16 protein-coding genes are annotated in these 19867 nt (G+C 43.2%); 8 read left to right on the forward strand and 8 right to left on the reverse strand.

What is annotated here, in order from left to right:
- The first annotated feature begins 727 nt into the window (after positions 1-727).
- Complete coding sequence (locus tag AACT52_RS07785) at positions 728-3094, forward strand: response regulator (protein ID WP_073630032.1); 2367 nt, start codon at positions 728-730, stop codon at positions 3092-3094.
- Positions 3095-3704: 610 nt separating this feature from the next.
- On the opposite strand, the gene AACT52_RS07790 is transcribed toward AACT52_RS07785, so the two are convergent.
- The 8 genes from AACT52_RS07790 to AACT52_RS07820 form a co-directional block, all read right to left on the reverse strand.
- On the reverse strand, positions 3705-4460 hold the full coding sequence (locus tag AACT52_RS07790) for an alpha/beta fold hydrolase (RefSeq protein ID WP_073630034.1): 756 nt from the start codon (positions 4458-4460) through the stop codon (positions 3705-3707).
- Positions 4461-4470: 10 nt separating this feature from the next.
- Positions 4471-4971: a hypothetical protein gene (locus AACT52_RS41260; protein ID WP_443216623.1), complete on the reverse strand. Its 501-nt coding sequence runs from the start codon at positions 4969-4971 to the stop codon at positions 4471-4473.
- Positions 4940-5707 carry an ABC transporter substrate-binding protein gene (locus AACT52_RS41265; RefSeq protein WP_073630038.1) on the reverse strand — a complete coding sequence of 256 codons (768 nt, stop codon included), beginning with the start codon at positions 5705-5707 and terminating at the stop codon, positions 4940-4942. The genes AACT52_RS41260 and AACT52_RS41265 overlap by 32 nt, the downstream gene beginning before the upstream one ends.
- Positions 5704-6756 (reverse strand): NAD-dependent epimerase/dehydratase family protein, encoded by a 1053-nt coding sequence (locus tag AACT52_RS07800; protein ID WP_073630040.1) that lies wholly within the window; start codon positions 6754-6756, stop codon positions 5704-5706. Before AACT52_RS07800 ends, AACT52_RS41265 begins: the two co-directional genes overlap by 4 nt.
- Positions 6757-7004: 248 nt before the next feature.
- Positions 7005-7613, reverse strand: a complete 609-nt coding sequence (clpP, locus tag AACT52_RS07805; protein ID WP_073630042.1) for an ATP-dependent Clp endopeptidase proteolytic subunit ClpP — start codon at positions 7611-7613, stop codon at positions 7005-7007.
- Positions 7614-7715: 102 nt separating this feature from the next.
- A complete protein-coding gene (locus AACT52_RS07810) occupies positions 7716-8048 on the reverse strand; it encodes a cupin domain-containing protein (protein ID WP_073630044.1) in 333 nt (110 codons plus the stop codon).
- 154 nt (positions 8049-8202) lie between these two features.
- The gene (locus tag AACT52_RS07815) at positions 8203-8802 is read right to left on the reverse strand and encodes an SRPBCC family protein (RefSeq protein WP_073630046.1); all 600 of its coding nucleotides are present in this window, start codon (positions 8800-8802) and stop codon (positions 8203-8205) included.
- Positions 8787-9122 (reverse strand): ArsR/SmtB family transcription factor, encoded by a 336-nt coding sequence (locus tag AACT52_RS07820; RefSeq protein WP_041033416.1) that lies wholly within the window; start codon positions 9120-9122, stop codon positions 8787-8789. The genes AACT52_RS07815 and AACT52_RS07820 overlap by 16 nt, the downstream gene beginning before the upstream one ends.
- Before the next feature lie 519 nt (positions 9123-9641).
- Between AACT52_RS07820 and AACT52_RS07825 the strand changes: the two genes are divergently transcribed.
- The 7 genes from AACT52_RS07825 to AACT52_RS07855 all read left to right on the forward strand — a co-directional run bounded on the left by AACT52_RS07825 (position 9642) and on the right by AACT52_RS07855 (position 19580).
- The gene (locus AACT52_RS07825) at positions 9642-10484 is read left to right on the forward strand and encodes a response regulator transcription factor (RefSeq protein ID WP_073630197.1); all 843 of its coding nucleotides are present in this window, start codon (positions 9642-9644) and stop codon (positions 10482-10484) included.
- Between the two features lie 789 nt (positions 10485-11273).
- Positions 11274-12380, forward strand: a complete 1107-nt coding sequence (gene aroF / locus AACT52_RS07830; RefSeq protein WP_073630048.1) for a 3-deoxy-7-phosphoheptulonate synthase — start codon at positions 11274-11276, stop codon at positions 12378-12380.
- A 292-nt stretch (positions 12381-12672) separates the two neighbouring features.
- Entirely contained in the window at positions 12673-13257 is a 585-nt protein-coding gene (locus AACT52_RS07835; protein ID WP_073630050.1) for a chorismate--pyruvate lyase family protein, read from the forward strand.
- Between the two features lie 26 nt (positions 13258-13283).
- Positions 13284-14822, forward strand: coding sequence for a class I adenylate-forming enzyme family protein (locus AACT52_RS07840; protein ID WP_073630052.1), 1539 nt, complete (start codon positions 13284-13286; stop codon positions 14820-14822).
- A 28-nt stretch (positions 14823-14850) separates the two neighbouring features.
- On the forward strand, positions 14851-15108 hold the full coding sequence (locus AACT52_RS07845; RefSeq protein ID WP_233153870.1) for an acyl carrier protein: 258 nt from the start codon (positions 14851-14853) through the stop codon (positions 15106-15108).
- A 145-nt stretch (positions 15109-15253) separates the two neighbouring features.
- Entirely contained in the window at positions 15254-17833 is a 2580-nt protein-coding gene (locus AACT52_RS07850; protein ID WP_073630056.1) for a condensation domain-containing protein, read from the forward strand.
- A 25-nt stretch (positions 17834-17858) separates the two neighbouring features.
- Positions 17859-19580 carry an NAD(P)/FAD-dependent oxidoreductase gene (locus AACT52_RS07855; protein ID WP_073630058.1) on the forward strand — a complete coding sequence of 574 codons (1722 nt, stop codon included), beginning with the start codon at positions 17859-17861 and terminating at the stop codon, positions 19578-19580.
- The last annotated feature ends 287 nt before the right edge of the window (positions 19581-19867 follow it).

The raw sequence follows: 19867 nt of genomic DNA on the forward strand, positions 1-19867 counted from the left end.
GAGCAGCTTTTATTACGGAGAGAGGCTTACTCCCCAACGCTAGTAGGGAAGGGGTTGGGGGTTAGGTTTCTTGGCATAGTCTAAAAGCGTGAAAATTGCTCTAAGAATGAACGATAAGTGCGTTGACAGTTGACTAATGAGTGAAATTCCGGTCAATAGTCGATAGCCTACTGTCAACAGATCCAGCAGTCAATGACTGCCTTGACGAAAAAAAACTGCAATTTTCGACACGTATCTGCTGATAAGTCTTTATTTTCTTAACATAATGTGAGTACTTACTTCAATATCTTTGACTTTAAATAACATTTTTTAACTTTGAATTACGTAATGATTAAATAATCGTGATAGTTGAAAGAATTTGATTTAATACCAAAGCCAAACAAGAGTCGAGCTTGTGATTGATGAACTGAACAAGGCTAAACTCATAGACTGCTTGCTAGATGCTAGAAAACGGAGGCATTTATGCAGATGATTCACTGGCAAATCAAGCTAGTTAAGTTCTGTAAAGAAGCTTATGGTTACCTCTGTAACAAAAACAGTCCTGAGGAGCCAGCGCCCAGCGGAGGAGACTCCCGTTGACGAGCCACTGCGCCCTTGGGGGTTCCCCCCGAGTCCCGCAAGTGGCGTGCGACTAACGTTGCTGAGTATTCAGTACTAGGTGTGTCATCTATTAAATCGACAAAGCTTTTCTCAGGAAAACTTTTTCAAACATTTTTAAGAGGCATTAATGAGTATTAATACCACTGAAAAAGGTGTCATCTTAATCGTGGATGACAATAAGGCACATATAGAACTCTTGCTCAATTTGTTAGATAATGCTGGCTTTACAGTTTTAATCGCTGACAATGGGGAAAGAGCAGTGGAAATAGCAGAATCTGCCTTACCAGACCTGATATTATTAGATATATTAATGCCGAAAATAGACGGTTTTGAAACGTGCCGTCGCTTGAAAACAAATCCAGGTACCCAAGATATTCCTGTCATTTTTTTGACCGCTCTTGCACAGAGGGTAGATAGGGTCAAAGGTTTGAATATTGGGGCAGTAGATTATATCACCAAACCTTTCGAGAGTGAAGAAGTTTTAGCAAGAGTTAATATTCACCTACGTCTGCGAAACCTCACGAAAAGACTAAAAGAGCAAAATGAGCATTTGGAGAAGGAAATTTCTAAACGCAAGCGTTCAGAACAAGAACGTTCGCAAGCTTTTCAAGCACTCCAAGAAAGTGAGGCTCGGTTTAGACGTTTGGTTGAGTCTAATATCATAGGGATTATTTTGGCAGACTTAAGCGGCAAAATCACAGAAGCAAACAATGCTTTTCTCCAGATGGTGGGATATTCGCGCGAAGAACTGCTGTCAGGAAAATTGCATTGGAACGAAATGACTTCCCCAGAATATTGGAGTGCGGATGAAAGGGCGATCGCACAACTCATCAATTCTGGAGTATGTACTCCCTTCGAGAAGGAATACATTCGCAAAGATGGTGGTCGTGTTCCTGTACTTATTGGTATTGCGTTCTGTAAGGTTCAAGAACAAAGCATAGTTGGTTTTGTCTTGAACCTTACACAACACAAGCAAGCAGAACAGAAAATCCGCGAACAAGCTGCTTTGCTCGATATTACGACAGATGCGATTCTTGTACGAGACTTAGATAACCAAATCCAATTTTGGAACAAAGGGGCTGAATATCTCTACGGATGGAACACAGAAGAAGCAATTGGCAAAAATGCCAATGAATTTCTCTATCGACAGGAAACTTTATCTCAACTTCAAGATATCCAAACAAGCTTGATTGAACATGGTTCATGGCAGGGTGAATTGAGCCAGGTACACAAAGACGGCAAGGAAATTATCGTTGCCAGTCGCTGGACACTCATGCAAGATGAGCAGGGACAACCTAAATCTATCCTGACAGTCAACACTGACATTACAGAGAAAAAACAACTCGAAGCGCAATTTCTCCAAGCACAGCGCATGGAAAGCCTTGGCACTTTGGCAAGCGGTATTGCCCACGACTTAAATAACGCGTTGACACCAATGATGATGACGGTTCAACTTTTACAGACACAACTGTTCGATAAGCAGGGCAAGCAGTGGCTTTCTATACTGGAAAATAACGTTAGACGTGCCGCAGATTTGGTAAAACAAGTGTTGTGGTTTTCACGAGGTCATGAAGTTAACTTCACGACTTTGGAGGTGAGACACTTAATTTTAGAAGTTGAACAGATTGTTAGACAGACATTTCCTAAAGCAATTGATATCTGCGTAGATATTCCCACGCCAAACCTCTGGACAATCTCTGGTGATGCTACCCAGCTACACCAAGCCCTGATGAATCTCTGCATTAATGCTCGTGATGCCATGCCAGAAGGAGGTGTTTTGCGGATTTTCGCTAAAAATATGTGGATTGATACGCAGCAGCTACGTAAAAATATTGATGTTCAGGTTGGTCCTTATGTTGCTATCACCGTATCTGATACCGGAACGGGAATTTCCAAGGAAATAATAGATAGGATCTTTGAACCATTTTTCACAACAAAAGAATTGGGTCAAGGCACAGGTCTTGGTCTTTCTACAGTGATGGGTATCGTTAAAAGCCACGGCGGTTTTGTGAACGTAGTTAGTGAAATCAAAAAGGGAACAGAGTTTCAGGTGTGCCTACCAGTTAAGCAGACAGTGGAAACAGATGAGATATTAACAGGGCACAACGAGTTACTGGTAGGACATGGAGAATTAGTTCTTCTTGTTGACGATGACGACTCAATTCGTGAGATTACTAAAAACTTGTTGGAAAGAAATGGCTACAAAGTTGTCGTTGCTCGTGACGGCATCGAGGCTGTGGCATTGTATACACAACATCAGCATGAAATTAGTGTCGTGTTGCTTGATATGATGATGCCCTCTATGGATGGTTCAACGACTATCCGCATCTTGAAAAGAATGAACCCAAAAGTCAAAATTATTGGCGTTAGCGGGTTAGTATCAAACCATGAAATGATTAAAATTGTTGGTGATAGCATCACAACCTTTTTGTCAAAGCCTTTTACCTCAGATGAATTGTTAAAAAATTTACAGCTAACTCTCAACACAAACTAGTACAAAAAGGCAGAAGGCTTTCAAAAGCATAAACTACAAACTACATGGTAGGGGCACAGCATTGCTCATACGTGTCAACTTAAGCTGAAAAGCTTGTAATTACCTTGCCTCATGCCCTTATACTTGTCCACAATTGTTGCGCAACCCCACCCCGGTTTTGTCTAACGCCAAAACCGCCCCTCCCCTTATTAAGGGGAGGGGATTAAGGGGTGGGGTCAAACCAACGTGGGATAAAGCTTTGAACGTGATTGTTGACACCAATGAGCAAAGCTTCGTGCCCCCACAGCCAACCTGTATCCTAATTACAGCGCTTCTTCTATGATTAGACCACAATATCGTAGGGTGGGCGTTGCCCCGAAAAGCCTATGTGATGGACATTTGAGATATTGGTGAGCAGTCCGTTGCGGAGCCAGCACTGAACGCGAGTGCGTGGCACTCCGTGCCATAGACGGAGAAGCCAGTGCAGGTGACTGGCGTTGGGGTTCCCCCCGTTGTAGGCGGAACGCCTTCGGTGCAGGGTAGGAACTGCTCACCCTCCGGGTGAGCAATGCCCACTCAAAAGAAAACCGCTGTAATAGAAAACTGCTGTAAAAAAACCAGATTTCTAAATTTACTCAGCACTCAGTACCGAAGCAAGGTGGGTAGGGCGAGACAGATAGGGGCAGTGTCCTCCAGGCAGTTCTATGGCATCAACTCCCAGGCGTTTACGTGCAGCATACCGCGACCATACAGGGGAAATTGTCCGGTCATCAGTGCAGGCAATATACGTGTACTCTACATCCGGGAAAGCTTGCAGGGGAGTGACCTCGAAAATGTGTGCCATTGATTGTTGATTCCGTAGTTTGGAGATTGCCCAACGCGCCACATCAGGTTCACAGTCGTGAAACAGAACTTCCATTGCTAGTGCTTCGCTCCCTGAAGAGTCTTTGCCAAGCGCAGCGCCAAGCACAGCTGGGTTGTACATATCAGGCTCATCACGGAACTGCTCGAACTTACTCGCCTCTGGCAGTTCGTAACCTAGTGCTTTAAGGGCATTGGGATCAACCTCATCATAGAACTGGTCGAGGACACTTGTTCCTACATGCGGAATGAGCGCGGCGAGGAACACTAGCCGACGGACTCGACGTTGGGTGGCGACAAGGGGAATAACAGTACCAGCCATCGAGTGACCGACTACTACCACATCCTCATCTTCTGGTATCGCTTGAACGACTGCATCTGCAAAATCAGACAAAGTGGCGGATGCATCTTCAATAGGCAAATCCATTGCGACGGCTTTGTGACCTCGTGCTTCCAATTCGGGAATCAGCAAATCCCAACACCACGCGCCTTGCAAAGCGCCGTGAACTAAACAGAAAAGACTCATACAACCTCCTTTAAAATCCTAATCTGGATGCCTTATTGTGTGACTTTGATTTCATGAATGTTCCAAAATTTGTGAGCAATGGGGGCGTATTTGGCGGAGTATTTGATGCCTTGGACGCGATCGCCGAAGGCGGGCACTTCGTGCCATCGCGCACTGCCATCATTTCCAAGCGGTTAATCAAGTAAATACACGGTAAATACTCCTGAGCAAGCCGCTGAGTTTCGGCATAAATTGCTTTACGCTTTGCTTCATCAAACTCTTGTGCAGCTTGGCTATACAGCTTGCCGATTTCTGCTTCCCAATCAGCTACCTTCCTACCTTGTATCGGCTTGTGTCCGGCTTGAGGGCTTAGATTAAACAAAAGACCTCCGTTTTCGGCAGTCCAGACACCTGCTAAATCGTTCGGTTCTAAACTGCTAAGAAAACTTCCAAAAGAAGTTTCCCAATCCTGGGAGTTAAAGAGCTTGTCTATGAGAGCATTATTTACCATTGTGACGAAATCGACGAGCATCTTTGCGCCAGTAGTAAGGGTTGCGCCGGAACACCAAACGTTGACCAATATCGTAACGCTCTAGTATATAAGGACCGTTAGCGATCAGTTGATCGGGAGGAGTATCGGTGCCCCACTTGGTTATAAACATCGGCTTCCCCTCTTTGTCTTTCGTTTTCACCGACGCTTGGAGAGCATGGGCGGGCAAAACTTCAGCAGCTGTAATACCCAAGAAAGGAACATAGGGTTCTGGTAGAATAAATTCAATCCGATGCTCATCTAATTTGCGAACCTTGGGCAATACCCTATTTTCACCAATCCGGAATGTATCAATGAGAACTGTGGAAATCTCTTCGTTAAGGTAAATATCTTTGTAGGTAAACACCACATCATCTGCTGTTAGAGGCTTACCATCAGACCATTTCAACCCATAACGCAAGTTAAAAACAATCCGTAATTTGTCGTCGGAAATTCGCCAAGATTCGGCTAAGGCTGGTTCAACTTTACCAGTTACTGGGTTTTCTTTGACCAACCCCTCATAAGTCAAGCCAAAAATATTAACTCCAGCTTGATTGAAAGCAGTGTTAAAGGTTTGGGGTTCGCCAAGGATAGTAGTTACTAATTGATTAACTGGAGCAGATTGTGTTTGAAAGTGAGCTGAGTTGTAAGCGAAAACTATAAGTGCTGTTGTCACAATCAGGATGATTGGTAACCAAAAACGCTGGATTGGGGAAAGGATTGTACTGAAAAATTTCATACAAGCTTGGTCAAAATAGCATCTTCAGTTCCGTAGTCCAGTAACCAAGGTTCCGCCAACTTCTCAGGTTCCTTTGGTGGATGAGTCCGCTCCCAGTCTATAGTTCGTTGCAGTGCTTCTTCTGGGGGTACAACTTCCTTGTATCCCAACTCTTGGCGGATGCGAGTTGAGTCTACAAACCAGTGTTGCTCTGCGTTCACCGGCAGTTTCCACTCTGTTAACAACTTGTCTTTAGATACAGAAACTACTTTACCCTGCCATCCTGCGACCTTGCCAACTCTAGTTATGCGTTCAGCCTCGGAAAACACCTCTGCGTCGGCGACATGATAAATCCGACCCTTTGCCTGTTCATGACACACTGCTAGAGCGATCGCATATGCCACATTCTCCACATATCCATACGAGCCTCGCCACTCAGCAATACTCTCTTCCAACACAATAGCAGGGCGGTTATCATCGATGCGTTGTAAGTAGGGAAACAAGCGGTGTCGAATATCTCCTGGACCATAAACCATTGGCAAGCGTACAATTGTTCCTGGTAAGTCAGGCTCTGACATGACCACCCGTTCAACTAGAATCTTTTCGTAATCAACTGGCGCGTCTAGAGGTCTATTAGGCATCTCCCGAAAAGGATAAAGTGAAGAGCGCAGAGGCGAATCTTCAGTTAACGGTACCAAAACAACTTCAGATTCCCTGCCTAAAATCACCCCATAGGCACGATACACATCCATACTGCTAATAACAACAACACGCTGGGCAATACCCTTAAACGTCTTCATCAGTGTCTGTGCATCCTGTTCAGTGTAGGCAAACATATCCAGGACGACTTGGGGCGAAATCTCCTCAAACTTGTTTTTGAACTTGTCTAGGTGAGTGCGTTCACCGAAGGTGTGCCGAAGGCTCTCGCCCAAAATGTGATGCACATCTGATGGTAATTCAGCTATGCTTTTTCCTCGATGGAAGACAGTCACCTCATGATCCATAGCACAGAGGTGACGAACGACAGGAGGACCAATAAAGTTAGTGCCACCAATGACTAGAATTTTCATCTTTGAAATCCTGTTCATCAATCAGTTTTTTATCTAAGCAGCAAGACGCCAAGGACACTAAGAAGTTTTGTGTCTTTACATCTTTGCATCAAGTAAATTCAAAACAAATATCAGCCTCCATTCAACTGATTGTCAATGTGGGAGTTGGTTGAAGAGTTAGACTTCTTGCATTCATTCCAAAAAAAAGAATAATTAACCACAGATGGACACAGATGGACACAGATGGAATCAAACAAATGCAATCTTGTCTATTGAACAGAGGTAGGTGTTCTCAGGATAACACCGTCAATTAAGCCGTAAGCTTTTGCCTCTTCAGCACTCATGAAAAAGTCTCGGTCTGAATCACGTTGAATCTTCTCTAATGCTTGACCTGTATTAGCAGCTAATATCTTGTTGATAGTTTCTTTGGTACGCAAAAGTTCTCTAGCTGCAACCTCAATATCACTAGCCATTCCCTGAGCGCCTCCTGAAGGTTGATGAATCATAATCCGAGCATTTGGCAAAGCATATCTTTTGCCCTGAGTACCTGAAGAAAGCAAGAATGCTCCCATTGAAGCGGCAAAACCGACACAGACAGTACAAACATCACAACGAATCTGATTCATGGCATCGTAAACAGCCATTCCTGCTGTTACTGAACCTCCAGGACTGTTAATGTATAATGTGATGTCTCGTTCTGGGTCATCAGCATCCAGAAACAACAATTGTGCAACTATCAAATTAGCCGTTTCATCTGTGACTTCACTCTTCAAAAATACAATTCGCTCTGCAAGTAAGCGCGAATAAATATCAAAGGCTTTGTCTCCTTTGTCTGATGGTTGAATAACCATTGGAATGCTGAGTTGAGGATTGTTCATAGTGTTTTTATCCAAATAGTAGACAATTTGAAATTAACCTAACTGCCCAAATAGCTAGGATATTTACAAAATAATTTTGCTGACAAAATCTCAAGTAGTAAGCTACTGAAAAACTCCCATCTTACCAAGACGAATCGTCAAGATTTCGACAGATGTGATAGCTGTGTGAGGACCATTTTTAGTGTTAGCAGGTGTACACCAAAATGTTCCTGGTGTGCATTCACGTCCTCCTGTTTCGATAGTTCCATTAAGAACATAGACATACTCGTCGCAGGGATGAAAATGAACCGGAATTACCGTACCAGCAGCCATTTGTAATTTATGGATTGAACCTTGTGGTACTGGTTCCGCCAATGACAGTATTTTTGTTCCTGGAAGTTGCTCAATATCCTGCCACTGTCCAGTGTGAGTGTCAACAAAATTTTGTTCAGTCATATTTCATTGCTCAAGTTTGAAACTTATCTCACCAAAGTTTGTAATGCTAGAAGCATCGACTTTTACAGAGATAATTTATCTGTGTTCCATAAGTGTGCAGATGTGGTTCTAAATATTCATTAATCATGCTTTTGTAAGAAGACTATTATTTTCCTCACGAGAGAACTTGTGGCAATGTATGTTCAAGTTTGTACTCCCACCTACCACAGAAATAGGAAGTAAGAATCACGCTCGTCGATGCCTGAAATTCCATACCTCTTGACCAATAATTGGACAATTGATGTTCGCCACTCGTTCTTATAAAAGTTCTTGTTTGCAAGGCAGATGCTGATTTTATCTGTGCAAGTGACTTTTTATATAGAGCAGTTGTTGTCGTTTGCTCATGCATAGACTCGCCTTGCCACGGTTGTCGCGATCCAGTCATGGCGGTTTCTAGAATTCTATGTTGCAAGCGCACCTGAGTACCGCCTTCTTGTGGTTCCAAAATCCAGGTGACAATGGAAGGCTGAGGCATGAATTTATCCTGCCAAGTGTAGGAAAGCCGTTTTGGCTCTTCTAGTTCAATGACTTCGCAATCAATACTTTCATCGAGTCCTGGCAGTGTAGACTCCTGAAATCGGAATTTGTGTCCTACACGCGGCTCAAAGTCATTTTCCATCAACCATGCAGCTAAGGCGCGACGGTTGGTGAGTACCTGCCAAACTCGTTGCGGTGGATATGGATAGAAAACTTCCTTGTTCAAGTTTCCGAGCATGAATCTTCCTCCAAATAGTTGCTTAGGGCATCCAGTTTTTCTTGCCAGAACTGTTCGTAATGTGCAATCCAGTCAGAAATCTGCTTAAGAGGCTCGGGGTTCAGGCGATATAACCGCTGTCGCCCTGCTTTTCGCATTTGTACTAATCCTACTTCACAAAGCACTTGTAAGTGCTGAGAAATCGCTGGCAAGCTCATGGCGAAAGGCTCAGCCAACTGTTTGACTGGTTGCTCACCAGTACGTAACTGATCCAATATCGCCCGTCGTGTTGGATCTGCGATCGCTGCAAAAACATCAGCACTGGCAGCTAGTCTACTCATAGCGATTTGGGATTGTGGACTGTGGATTTTGGAGCAGGTAAACCAGGCTAATGGGGATTGTCAGGCGATCGCTCCATCGCTTGAAAAAGCAAAAATCTGATCATTGGCGTCATCCCAATACTTAAGCGAATACTTAACTATCTTTAGTTTATATAAGCAATTGCTTAAATGTCAACGGCGAATTTTAAGAAATGTTACGAGAACACCTTATTTTGCGTAATACTAACCTACTGGAACTGAGTAATTACTTAGATGTGGCAGTACAGGAACAGAATACCTAACTTTTGTCTGCTGCATAAGCTCAATGAGTTGTTCCCTATAAAATTATGTTGCTTATGCTAATAAAAGCCACCGCTCATAATTAACTGCACTATTTCCGGAGGAATGATTGTGATTATGAAATCTGAGATTCACGGGGGCGGGAATTGCGCGGTTCAGTCTGCAATGGCGTTGACACATAACACCGCAGAAAAGTATGGGCAAACAGGACGTGGAGATTATCGCTCTACCAATGTTTGGATGGCACAAAAAACAGTGAAAAAAATTCTGGTGATTGAAAATGGAGCAAAAACCCGAAAACTTTTTCTAGAATGCCTGGAAGCGGAAGGTTTCTACACTATAGGTGCTGAAAACGGTCTTATCGGTGTCCAGCGAGCACAGGAAGAGTTACCCGATTTGGTAATCAGCGACACAATGTTGCCAAAACTCGATGGTTACGGCGTCCTGACTACGCTGCGCCAAAACCCAGCCACAGCGATTATCCCCTTTATTTTTGTCACTGGCGAAGTGACTCAGGCTGACATTCGCAAAGGTATGGAACTGGGAGCAGATGACTATCTTACTAAACCCTGTACACCAGAGGAATTACTGAGGGCGATAAGAGCCCGATTGGAAAGACAAGCCACCTTCTGTCAATGGTACGCTGCAAACTCACTATCAGTCCGAGAACCACCATGTGCTGACCTTATAAGACCGACTGCCCCTCAATGCATCTTTCCCTCCGACCCTCAGTTGAGTAAGGTCTTCGACTTTATCGAGGCAAATTATCACCAATCGCTTACCCTTAGCGACGTGGCTGTTGCTGTTGGTTACTCTCCAAGTTACCTCACTAACCTGGTGCGACGTCAAACGGGACAAACTGTACAAAACTGGATTATTGAGCGTCGCATGGCAGCAGCACGTTCCTTGCTCTTGGAAACCGATGAGAGAGTGGAGGAGATTGCTGCTAAGGTGGGCTATCAATGTGCGGTTCACTTCTTCCGCCAGTTTCGCCAACATCACGGGACAACTCCCCAAGCTTGGAGAAAGTCGCAGATCACTCAGCACAAACAACAGCGACAAAAGAGTTACTTCTATCGATAGATTGTCTATTGTTACCGCATACTGTATTTCAGTAAACTGATTAACGATTGCAGCCTTTCTCATCTCGTACTTAATATGCGTTTACTCTGCTTTTAACTTACGGGCATTGTAATGTTTCACCTTTTGATAGTTCTCCCTGTTCTCACTCTCAATAGCCATTGAAAATAGTCAAGGTCTCCAAAAAATTAGTGAATGAGTGAATGGTGTTAATTAGCAGAGTCAACTTGAGGAATGATTACTTTTGGAAATTGTAAAATTATGTAATTAAAAAGTGGCATTTTGCATCAAACTGGCTAACGGCAACTGATTAATTAATAGATATGCCAGTCCAATCGCAAAACACAAATTGTGTCTGTAATAGTAATTTGACAGTCAGTGTAATAAGTGATATAAAACGTTATCTCACTCAAAACGACTCTGACTAATTGCAATATTTTGAGAAATTGTAATTAATTATAGTCGTACTTAAGCGCTGTTCGTGTCCAGTGCAATCAGCAGGGGCAATCTCCAAATTCTGCTAAACACACTAACGGTGTTTCCAGGAATTCAAACACGTGAACATCATGTAAAAAGCTGGGCATATACTCTGAAATTTGAGGTAAAAGTTAATGATTTTTTTAGAAACTAGATTAATAAGAAAATATTATTTAGGAATTTTGCGTAAAACAGAGAAATGGACTTGATTACTACTTATAGAGGTTCAATGAAACGAGATGCAACTGAAATAACTGAGGTTAAGTCAGTCACGCAACACGATTATTTGCAATATTTAAAGAGGAATGTGAATCAATGATTATCATCATGAAATCCGACACTCCAGCAGCAGAAATTGAGCGAGTCAGCTCTGAACTCCGCCGATGGGAAATCACTCCAGAAAAATCTGTAGGTCAGCAGAAAGTGGTGATTGGTTTGGTAGGTGATACGTCAGAAATTGACCCGCGACAGATTCAAAATTTGAGCCCTTTTATTGAGCAGGTTCTACGGGTGAAAAAGCCTTTTAAACGGGCTTCAAAAGAATTTCGCTATGGCGAACCTAGTGAGGTCGTTGTACCAACACCCAATGGACCTGTAACCTTTGGACAAAACCATCCTTTAGTTGTAGTCGCTGGACCTTGTTCCGTAGAAAACGAAGAGATGATTGTAGAAACAGCGTCAGCAGTAAAAGCAGCAGGAGCGCAGTTTCTCCGAGGTGGGGCATACAAACCCCGCACCTCACCTTACGCTTTCCAAGGGCACGGTGAGAGTGCTTTAGAGTTGTTAGCTAAGGCTCGTGAAGCTACAGGTTTGGGGATTATCACCGAAGTCATGGATACAGCTGACATAGAGAAGGTTGCATCTGTCGCAGATGTGGTGCAAATCGGTGCGCGCAATATGCAGAATTTCTCGCTCCTCAAGAAAGTAGGGGCAACTCTTAAGCCAGTTCTCCTCAAGCGCGGACTTTCTGCCACGATTGAAGATTGGTTGATGTCAGCTGAGTACATTTTGGCAGCAGGCAACCCCAATGTGATTCTGTGCGAGCGGGGAATCCGTACCTTTGACAAACAGTACACCCGCAATACCCTTGATATATCTGCGCTCCCAGTATTGCGTACGCTGACTCACTTGCCCATCATGATTGATCCCAGCCACGCCACTGGTTTTTCAGAGTTTGTACCCACGATGGCAATGGCGGCGATCGCAGCTGGTGCAGATTCCCTGATGATTGAGGTTCATCCCAACCCGGCAAAGGCACTTTCAGATGGACCTCAGTCTCTCACAATCGAAGGATTTGAGCAACTAATGCTCAAGTTGGCTCCCCTTGCCCAATTCTTTGGTCGTTGGACTAAAATACCGTTTGCAACTGCAACGCCAAATTTTGCTCCAAGAGTTTCCTCCACCGCAGGCGTTTCCACATGACTTGTGTGCCAAGAGGCTCCAGTTCGACAATTACTCTTGGTATGGGAGGGATGGGTTATGCGATCGCGCCTCGCAATTCGTGCCCAACTAGGCTCACCGCCAGGCACAAGGACAGTAGTTTTTGCTGGTAATGGAGTCTTATGACCGGATTTGAAATCCATACAGCCTAGGACTTACGCCAGGAAACTGACTATGTGCATTCAATCCCACATTCTGTTTTAGATATTCCAGCACTAGGTACGAGCCACTTGAAGAGACAAATTTCGCTATCAAAAATTCAAGAGAAATTAAGATGAACGGTAAAACGGCTGTATTAACCCCCAACAACTCCAATCGAGATTTTTCATCTTCTCAGAAATGCTATATTGACCCCGTTGTATTGAGTATTTTTCAGAGAATTTTACTAATCAATAATGGCACGATCACCGATTTGATCGAAACCTATACGGGCGAATCGATTAAGGTGAAAAAATTGTCAGAAAACATTATGAAATTAAATGATAAATTGCTACCAATGCAGCTTAATGAGGGCGCGGTAGTCCTTGATAGAAAAATTCTCCTACAAGGCGGCATTAGTGGACGCAATTATATTTATGCAGAGTCAATCATTGCCTTGGAAAGACTTGATGAGCAAATCCGAGAAGATTTATTAACGACTAAAAAACCGATTGGTAAAATTTGGCTCGAAAACAAAGTTGAAATTTTCAAAGAAAACCTCGAAACAGGTAAAGTACCAGCTCAAGATTTAGCGCATTACTTTGATATTGCTCCCGATGAAAACCTACTTTGTCGGACATATTGTGTTCTTTCTAATCGTAATTACACCATGATGATTACCGAAAAATTTCCTGAGAGCTATTTCATTAGACAGTTTTAAAAAATTCTCAAATTTGAGGTTTTCAGATGTTAGCTCACCTGTTTAAAAAAGCGGTAAAAAGATTTCCCAAACAAACGGCTATCGTTTATGACCAATTACAGATTAGTTACCAAGAACTTGACTCGAAGGTTGAGAGATTGAGTGCAGGATTAAGCAGTTTAGGAATAACGCAAGGAAACTGTATCGCCGTCGTTTTGCCAAACTGTCCTGAATTTGTCTTTAGTTTTTATGCGATCGCTCAGTTAAATGCTATTATTCTTCCCTTAAATCATCTGTTTAAAGAGGAGGAATTAAGCTACTGTATCGAGGATAGTCAGGCAAAAGCAATCATTACCGACTATAAGCGACTAGAAATTTGTACTAGAGCGATCGCCAAGCTTAATCGAGAGATTGAAATAATTGTCGTTGATCGCGTGGCTTCTCAGACACACTTCTTTTACGACTTAGTAACCAAAGTATCAACAAGCGCCACGAGTCAATCAGATACAGTCTTTGGGGGAAATTTCCTTTATCAATATTCATCTGGTTCGACGGGAAAACCGAAGCGAGTTTGTCGCACCCAAGACAACTTATATCATGAGGCGAAAAACTTTGCTCAAACAACTCAAATTACTCCAAACGATAAAATTTTGTGCGCTGTTCCTCTGTATCACTCACATGGGTTAGGTAATTGTTTATTAGCCGCCACCTGTAATGGTGCAACCCTCGTTATTCTCGAACCCGTTTTGCAAAAAGATGGCACACCTGTTGAGGTTCCCTTTGTCTTCCGTCGTCCGAGGATTTTGTCACTGATTAAAACTGAAAAAATCACCATTTTTCCAGGCGTTCCTTATATCTTTAACACAATGGCGGAAACTCCTGCTGACCAAAGCGTTGATCTATCTAGTTTGAGATTGTGCTTTTCAGCAGGAAACTTCTTATCCGAGGAGATTTTTGACAAATTTTTAGCCCGCTTTAACTTGCCAATTCGACAGCTTTATGGTTGTACAGAAGCGGGGGCTATTGCGATTAATTCAGAAATATATCCCGTACCAACTCGGACTTCTGTCGGTTTCCCTTTAAAGAATGTCGAAATCAAAATTATCGATGAAGCAGAGAATGAACTACCCGACGGCATGATTGGGGAAATTGTGATCAAAAGTCTCTCTCTAACCAGTGGTTATGCAAATCAGCCTGAATTGAATCAACAAGCTTTTAAAAATAGTTATTTCTTAACAGGAGATATAGGAAAAAAAGACCACACTGGACGGCTTTATGTTACTGGGAGAAAAAAACTCTTGATTGATACAGGTGGTCGCAAAGTTGATTCCCTCGAAATTGAGGAAATTCTCATGAAGCACCCCAAAATTCAAGAAGCGGTTGTGGTGGGAGTCAAAGGCGAGTATGCCGGAGAACTGATCAAAGCCGTTCTAGTCAAGAAGCCACAAGAACCCTGTGAATATTCAGAAATTATTTCTTTCTGTAAAACGCAGATGGCAGAATTTAAAATTCCCAAAATCATCGAATTTCGTCCAGAAATTCCTAAAAGTCCTTTAGGGAAAATTCTGAGAAAAGAATTAGTTTAGTCCATAAATACTTAGAGGTATCAAAGCAATGGTCATGTCTGCAATCAACATCAAACAACAAATCACCCAAGTGATTTTACAAATTATTCCTGATATCACTTCAGAAAATTTACAAGAACATGTGGATATTTTCAATCTGGGTCTTGATTCAATTAACGCAATGACCCTCGTTTCTAACCTCCAAGATGTCTTTGATATTCAGCTAGATCCTAATGAAATTAGTTTCGAGAATTTTCAAAACATTGCAACAATTGCGGCGATGGTCGAGCAGAAGAAAGGCTTTTGATCTTCCTGGCGCTCTATTTAATCTTGTGGAATTGAAAACTTATACCAATTTGAAAAAAGAATACGACAGATATACATTCTCAAACCCTTGTTCTGTCTGGCTTTCTTCATTTTGAACTTTGAATTTTGAATTTTGAATTGGTATTATGGTCAGTCAACTTGAACCTGTCCCCAAAAAAGAAGCCATCAGCCAGACTGCAAAACAAAACCTGTGGCAAGCCATCCAGACCGTGATCGGTTGGCAGAATCAGGCACCGCCATTGGTTCGTGTTTCTCGTCAAGAGTCTCTCCCACTTTCGTTTTCCCAAGAACGTCTGTGGTTCCTCCATCAGTTAGAACCCACCAAGGCCTCTGCTTACAACATTGCCCTTGCTTTTCGGATCGCTGGCTCTCTTAGCTACTATATTCTGGAAAAAAGCCTCAACGAAATTCTTTGCCGCCATGAAGCCTTACGAACCACCTTTGGCTGGGTCGAAGGGAAACCCGTTCAGTTGATTCATCCACCTGTTCCTTTCCCCTTAACGGTGATTGATTTACAACAATTACCAGCAACCCAACGGGAAGCCAAGGCAATGCAACAGGTGACAGAGGATATTCAGCAACCTTTTGACCTGCAAGATGTGCCTCTGATACGAGGAACCCTCATCCAGCTTGATTGCGAAGAACATATCCTTTTGCTAACGGTTCACCATATCGCTGTTGATGCTTGGTCAAAAGGCGTTCTCTTTGAAGAATTAGCAGCCCTTTACCAAGCTTTCTCCCAAGGTCAATCTTCTCCATTACCTGAACTGCCGATTCAGTACGCCGATTTTGCCGCTTGGCAACGCGAATGGTTGCAGGGAGATTTTTTACAAATCTTATTGGATTATTGGAAGCAGCAACTAGGCAGCAATCTTAAAGAATTACAGCTACCAATTGACCACCCTCGACCCGCTGCGCCAACCTGTCGTAGTGCCTCCCAAAAGGTCAAGCTACCGAAGGCATTAAGCGAAGCCCTCAAAACCCTGAGTCGTCAGGAAAAAGTAACCTTATTTGTGACGCTATTAGCCGCTTTCAACGTGCTATTGCATCGTTACACTGAGCAAGAACAACTCTTTGTTTGTAGTCCCACTGCTAACCGGACGCGGAAAGAGATTAAAGGGCTAATGGGTTACTTTGTCAACCTACTGATTTTAAAGACCGATCTTTCAGGAAATCCGAGTTTTCAAGAGTTCTTAGGTCGAGTTAGTCAGGTGGCTTCAGGAGGCTATGCTTACCAAGATTTGCCCGTTCAGCAGTTGTTGCGATCGCTCAATTTGCTGCAAGCACCTCTTTCTCAAGTGATGTTTGCCCTCCAGAATACAACTATTCATCAGCTAGAACTACCCGGTTTAACGGTGCAGAATCTCGACGTGGATACCGGAACAGCCGATTTTGATTTGTATCTGTACCTCATCGAAGAAGCAGGAAGCTTAACGGCAGTATTCAAGTACAACACCGATTTATTTGAGACGACAACGATTCAGCAGATGCTGCAACACTTTCAGACGATTCTGGAAAACATTGTCACCCATCCTGAGCAGTCGCTTTCATCCCTGTTGCCGTTAACTGAAGCCGAACAACAACAGTTACACCAAAAAAGAGCAAAACAGCAGAATTCCAAACTGGAAAACGTTTATATCGCTCCTCAAAATGCCTTGGAACTAAAACTAGCTCAGCTTTGGAGTGAGGTGTTAAACATCCCATCAATAGGTGTAAAGGATAACTTCTTCGAGTTGGGTGGACAATCGTTACTGGCAATGACGTTGTTTGCTCGCATCGAAGAGACTTTCGGTCAAACTCTACCCCTAACGACCTTACTCCAAGCACCAACGGTAGAGCAATTGGCAAAACTTCTGGGACAGGAGGCCACGCCATCTTGGTCTTCCCTAGTCCCCCTGCAATCCAATGGTCACAAACCGCCTTTCTTTTGCATCCACGGGCAACAGGGCAGTGTTTTAAACTTGCGAGACTTGGCGCACTATCTTGGCTCTGAGCAACCCTTTTATGGCTTACAGGCGCGGGGACTCGACAGCAAACAAGCCCCGCATTTTCGGATAGAGGATATGGCTGCCCACTACATCCAAGAAATCCGCACTATTCAGCCAGAAGGCCCTTATTTTCTGGGGGGTAACTCGATGGGGGGAATAGTTGCTTTTGAGATGGCGCAGCAACTCCACCAACAAGGTCAGACGGTTGCCGCATTGGTAATGTTTGATACTTTTGGTCGGGGCTGTTTTCCACGCCTCTCATTCCGACAACAGCACTACTGGACTTATCTTTGGCAACTCGGTCTATCCAAATCGCTGTGGCAAGAAGTTAGGGAACTACTACAGCGCAAGCGAGAAGTGATGATCGGTCAGCTTTATCTAAGTTTAGGGCATTCTCTGAGCCAGGCTTACTCAAGAGCGTTGGTGACAGAAGCCAACATGCAAGCCAAAAAAGGTTATACCCCAAAAGTTTATCCCGGTCGGGTGACGCTGTTTCGAGCTAGTGAGCCATCTACTTTTAGCAAGTTGTATTTACCGACTCCCAAAGACTGGTCGAGTCGAGATCCTCAACATGGCTGGAGTGGACTAGCCAGTGAAGGATTAGAGATTCACGATGTTCCCGGTGATCACTTTTCCCTGTTTCAAGAGCCTCATGTGCAAGTTTTAGCTCAAAAGTTAAAAGCTTGCCTCAATCAAGCACAAACAAATTCTTACTAATCATCCAAGATAGAGGTTTACTCCAATGACGAAGATTTATGATGTTGCCATTTGCGGTTCAGGTTTAGCAGGTTTAACTTTAGCACGCCAGTTAAAACTGAAAATGCCTGATATTTCTATTGTTCTGCTAGACAGGCTAGCTCGTCCTCTTCCGGAAGCGGGTTTCAAAGTCGGGGAATCAACAGTTGAGGTGGGTGCTTTTTATCTGTCTCAGGTTCTCCAGCTAACCGATTACTTTGAAGCACATCACTTTCATAAACTGGGCTTTCGCTATTTTTTAGGTGATACAACTGGCCCGTTTCATCAGCGACCTGAAATCGGGCTTTCAGAATTTCATCAGCCAAACTCTTATCAAGTTGACAGAGGTTTGTTAGAAAATGATTTACGTCAATTCAATGAAGAGGCAGGGATTGAGTTACTCGAAGGCTGTCTGATCAAAGATATCAAATTAGCTTCCGAGCCAGAACAGTTACATGAAGTGATTTATACTCAAGGTCATGATAAAACCAATCGAACAATTCAAGCGCGTTGGATTGTTGACTCGACAGGTCGCCGTCGAATTTTGCAAAAGAAATTGGATTTATGTAAACCCTTTGAAACTAACTTTAGTGCCGTATGGTTCCGGGTCGAAGGTCGTTTTGATGTAGATGATTTTGTGCCCCAAACTGAAACAGAATGGCATGAGCGAGTTCCGAATCAAATCCGCTATTTTTCGACGAATCATTTGTGTGGTGAAGGCTATTGGGTTTGGATTATTCCTTTATCAACGGGATTTACCAGTTTGGGCATTGTTACCAATGAAGACGTTCATCCTTTTAGTACCTACCATACCTATGAAAAAGCGTTTCAGTGGTTAGAAAAATATGAACCTGCGGTAGCTAACCAACTGAGAAAGCAACAACCCGTAGATTTTATGAAATTGCCTGAATATACTTACTCATCTGAGCAGGTTTTTTCTAGCGATCGCTGGGCTTGTGTTGGTGTGGCGGGTGTATTTGCTGACCCCTTCTATTCTCCAGGTACTGATTTAATTGGTTTTGGTAATTCCCTGATTACCCAGATGGTTGAACTTGATCGTCAGGGTAAACTCACTCCCAAAATTGTCGATGACGCGAATCGTTTCCTCATTTCATATAACGAAAGTGTAACAGCCAATATTCACGCTACCTATCTCTGTTTCGGTAATCAAACAGTGATGTCGATGAAATTCTTGTGGGATGTTTTATCGGCATGGGCTTTCAGTGCGCCGTTAATGTTTAATTCTCTGTTCCTTGAACCCAGCAAAAGAGCCAAAGTTCGCAAAGGAACTGGACAATTTTTCCTCTTGTCCCATCGGATGAGCCAATTTTTCCGTGATTGGATTGCCAAGTCACAGCGACGCGGTTCTTTTGAGTTTATAGATTATTTGACGATTCCTTTTGTCAGTGAGTTACGCACTCGCAATCTGAAAACTGATAAAACCGAACAAGAGTTAATTGACGATCATATCGCCAGTATCGAACGATTTGAAGAATTCGTTCAGGTGATTTTCCGCTTTGCGATTGAAGATACAATGCCGGAGCAATTAGCCAAGTTTCCCCCAGATCTTTGGTTAAATGCCTGGGCAATTAGTTTAGACCCCGAACGTTGGGAAGCTGATGGACTGTTCCGACCCACGACGCAGCCGCGCGATTTGCGTCCGATGACCGAACAACTGCGTAAACAGATTCGATTTAATGCTGTCGTTAAAGAACTGGCTGCTGTTTAAGTCATAAGTGAAGCGTTAGCGACGTTCGCGTCGCGTCTCCCCTTCGGAGAAGGGGCATCACTCCGAAGGGGTTAATAGTCCAAAAAAGCTTGATTAAAGACTATTGATTGTGGATTGTTGACAATTCTAATTTAGATTTTAGTGTGTCAGTTGCGTCAGTCTTAGAGATTTTTGACCCAAAATATTACCCCAACCACAACCATTCATGATATATTAAAACAACATTATTTTTGTCAATTAGTAATTTCACTTAAAATTTAGAAAAAGTTAATGTATGAAGTTAACTC

This window comes from Scytonema sp. HK-05 (genome assembly GCF_963872035.1).
Lineage (GTDB): Bacteria > Cyanobacteriota > Cyanobacteriia > Cyanobacteriales > Nostocaceae > Kalymmatonema.

What these genes read in the sequence shown, in the direction of transcription:
- AACT52_RS07785 (WP_073630032.1), top strand. Translation starts at nt 728, where the DNA reads ATGAGTATTAATACCACTGAAAAAGGTGTCATCTTAATCGTGGATGAC.
- AACT52_RS07790 (WP_073630034.1), bottom strand. Translation starts at nt 4,460, where the DNA reads ATGAGTCTTTTCTGTTTAGTTCACGGCGCTTTGCAAGGCGCGTGGTGT.
- AACT52_RS41260 (WP_443216623.1), bottom strand. Translation starts at nt 4,971, where the DNA reads ATGCTCGTCGATTTCGTCACAATGGTAAATAATGCTCTCATAGACAAG.
- AACT52_RS41265 (WP_073630038.1), bottom strand. Translation starts at nt 5,707, where the DNA reads ATGAAATTTTTCAGTACAATCCTTTCCCCAATCCAGCGTTTTTGGTTA.
- AACT52_RS07800 (WP_073630040.1), bottom strand. Translation starts at nt 6,756, where the DNA reads ATGAAAATTCTAGTCATTGGTGGCACTAACTTTATTGGTCCTCCTGTC.
- clpP (WP_073630042.1), bottom strand. Translation starts at nt 7,613, where the DNA reads ATGAACAATCCTCAACTCAGCATTCCAATGGTTATTCAACCATCAGAC.
- AACT52_RS07810 (WP_073630044.1), bottom strand. Translation starts at nt 8,048, where the DNA reads ATGACTGAACAAAATTTTGTTGACACTCACACTGGACAGTGGCAGGAT.
- AACT52_RS07815 (WP_073630046.1), bottom strand. Translation starts at nt 8,802, where the DNA reads ATGCTCGGAAACTTGAACAAGGAAGTTTTCTATCCATATCCACCGCAA.
- AACT52_RS07820 (WP_041033416.1), bottom strand. Translation starts at nt 9,122, where the DNA reads ATGAGTAGACTAGCTGCCAGTGCTGATGTTTTTGCAGCGATCGCAGAT.
- AACT52_RS07825 (WP_073630197.1), top strand. Translation starts at nt 9,642, where the DNA reads ATGGCACAAAAAACAGTGAAAAAAATTCTGGTGATTGAAAATGGAGCA.
- aroF (WP_073630048.1), top strand. Translation starts at nt 11,274, where the DNA reads ATGATTATCATCATGAAATCCGACACTCCAGCAGCAGAAATTGAGCGA.
- AACT52_RS07835 (WP_073630050.1), top strand. Translation starts at nt 12,673, where the DNA reads ATGAACGGTAAAACGGCTGTATTAACCCCCAACAACTCCAATCGAGAT.
- AACT52_RS07840 (WP_073630052.1), top strand. Translation starts at nt 13,284, where the DNA reads ATGTTAGCTCACCTGTTTAAAAAAGCGGTAAAAAGATTTCCCAAACAA.
- AACT52_RS07845 (WP_233153870.1), top strand. Translation starts at nt 14,851, where the DNA reads ATGGTCATGTCTGCAATCAACATCAAACAACAAATCACCCAAGTGATT.
- AACT52_RS07850 (WP_073630056.1), top strand. Translation starts at nt 15,254, where the DNA reads ATGGTCAGTCAACTTGAACCTGTCCCCAAAAAAGAAGCCATCAGCCAG.
- AACT52_RS07855 (WP_073630058.1), top strand. Translation starts at nt 17,859, where the DNA reads ATGACGAAGATTTATGATGTTGCCATTTGCGGTTCAGGTTTAGCAGGT.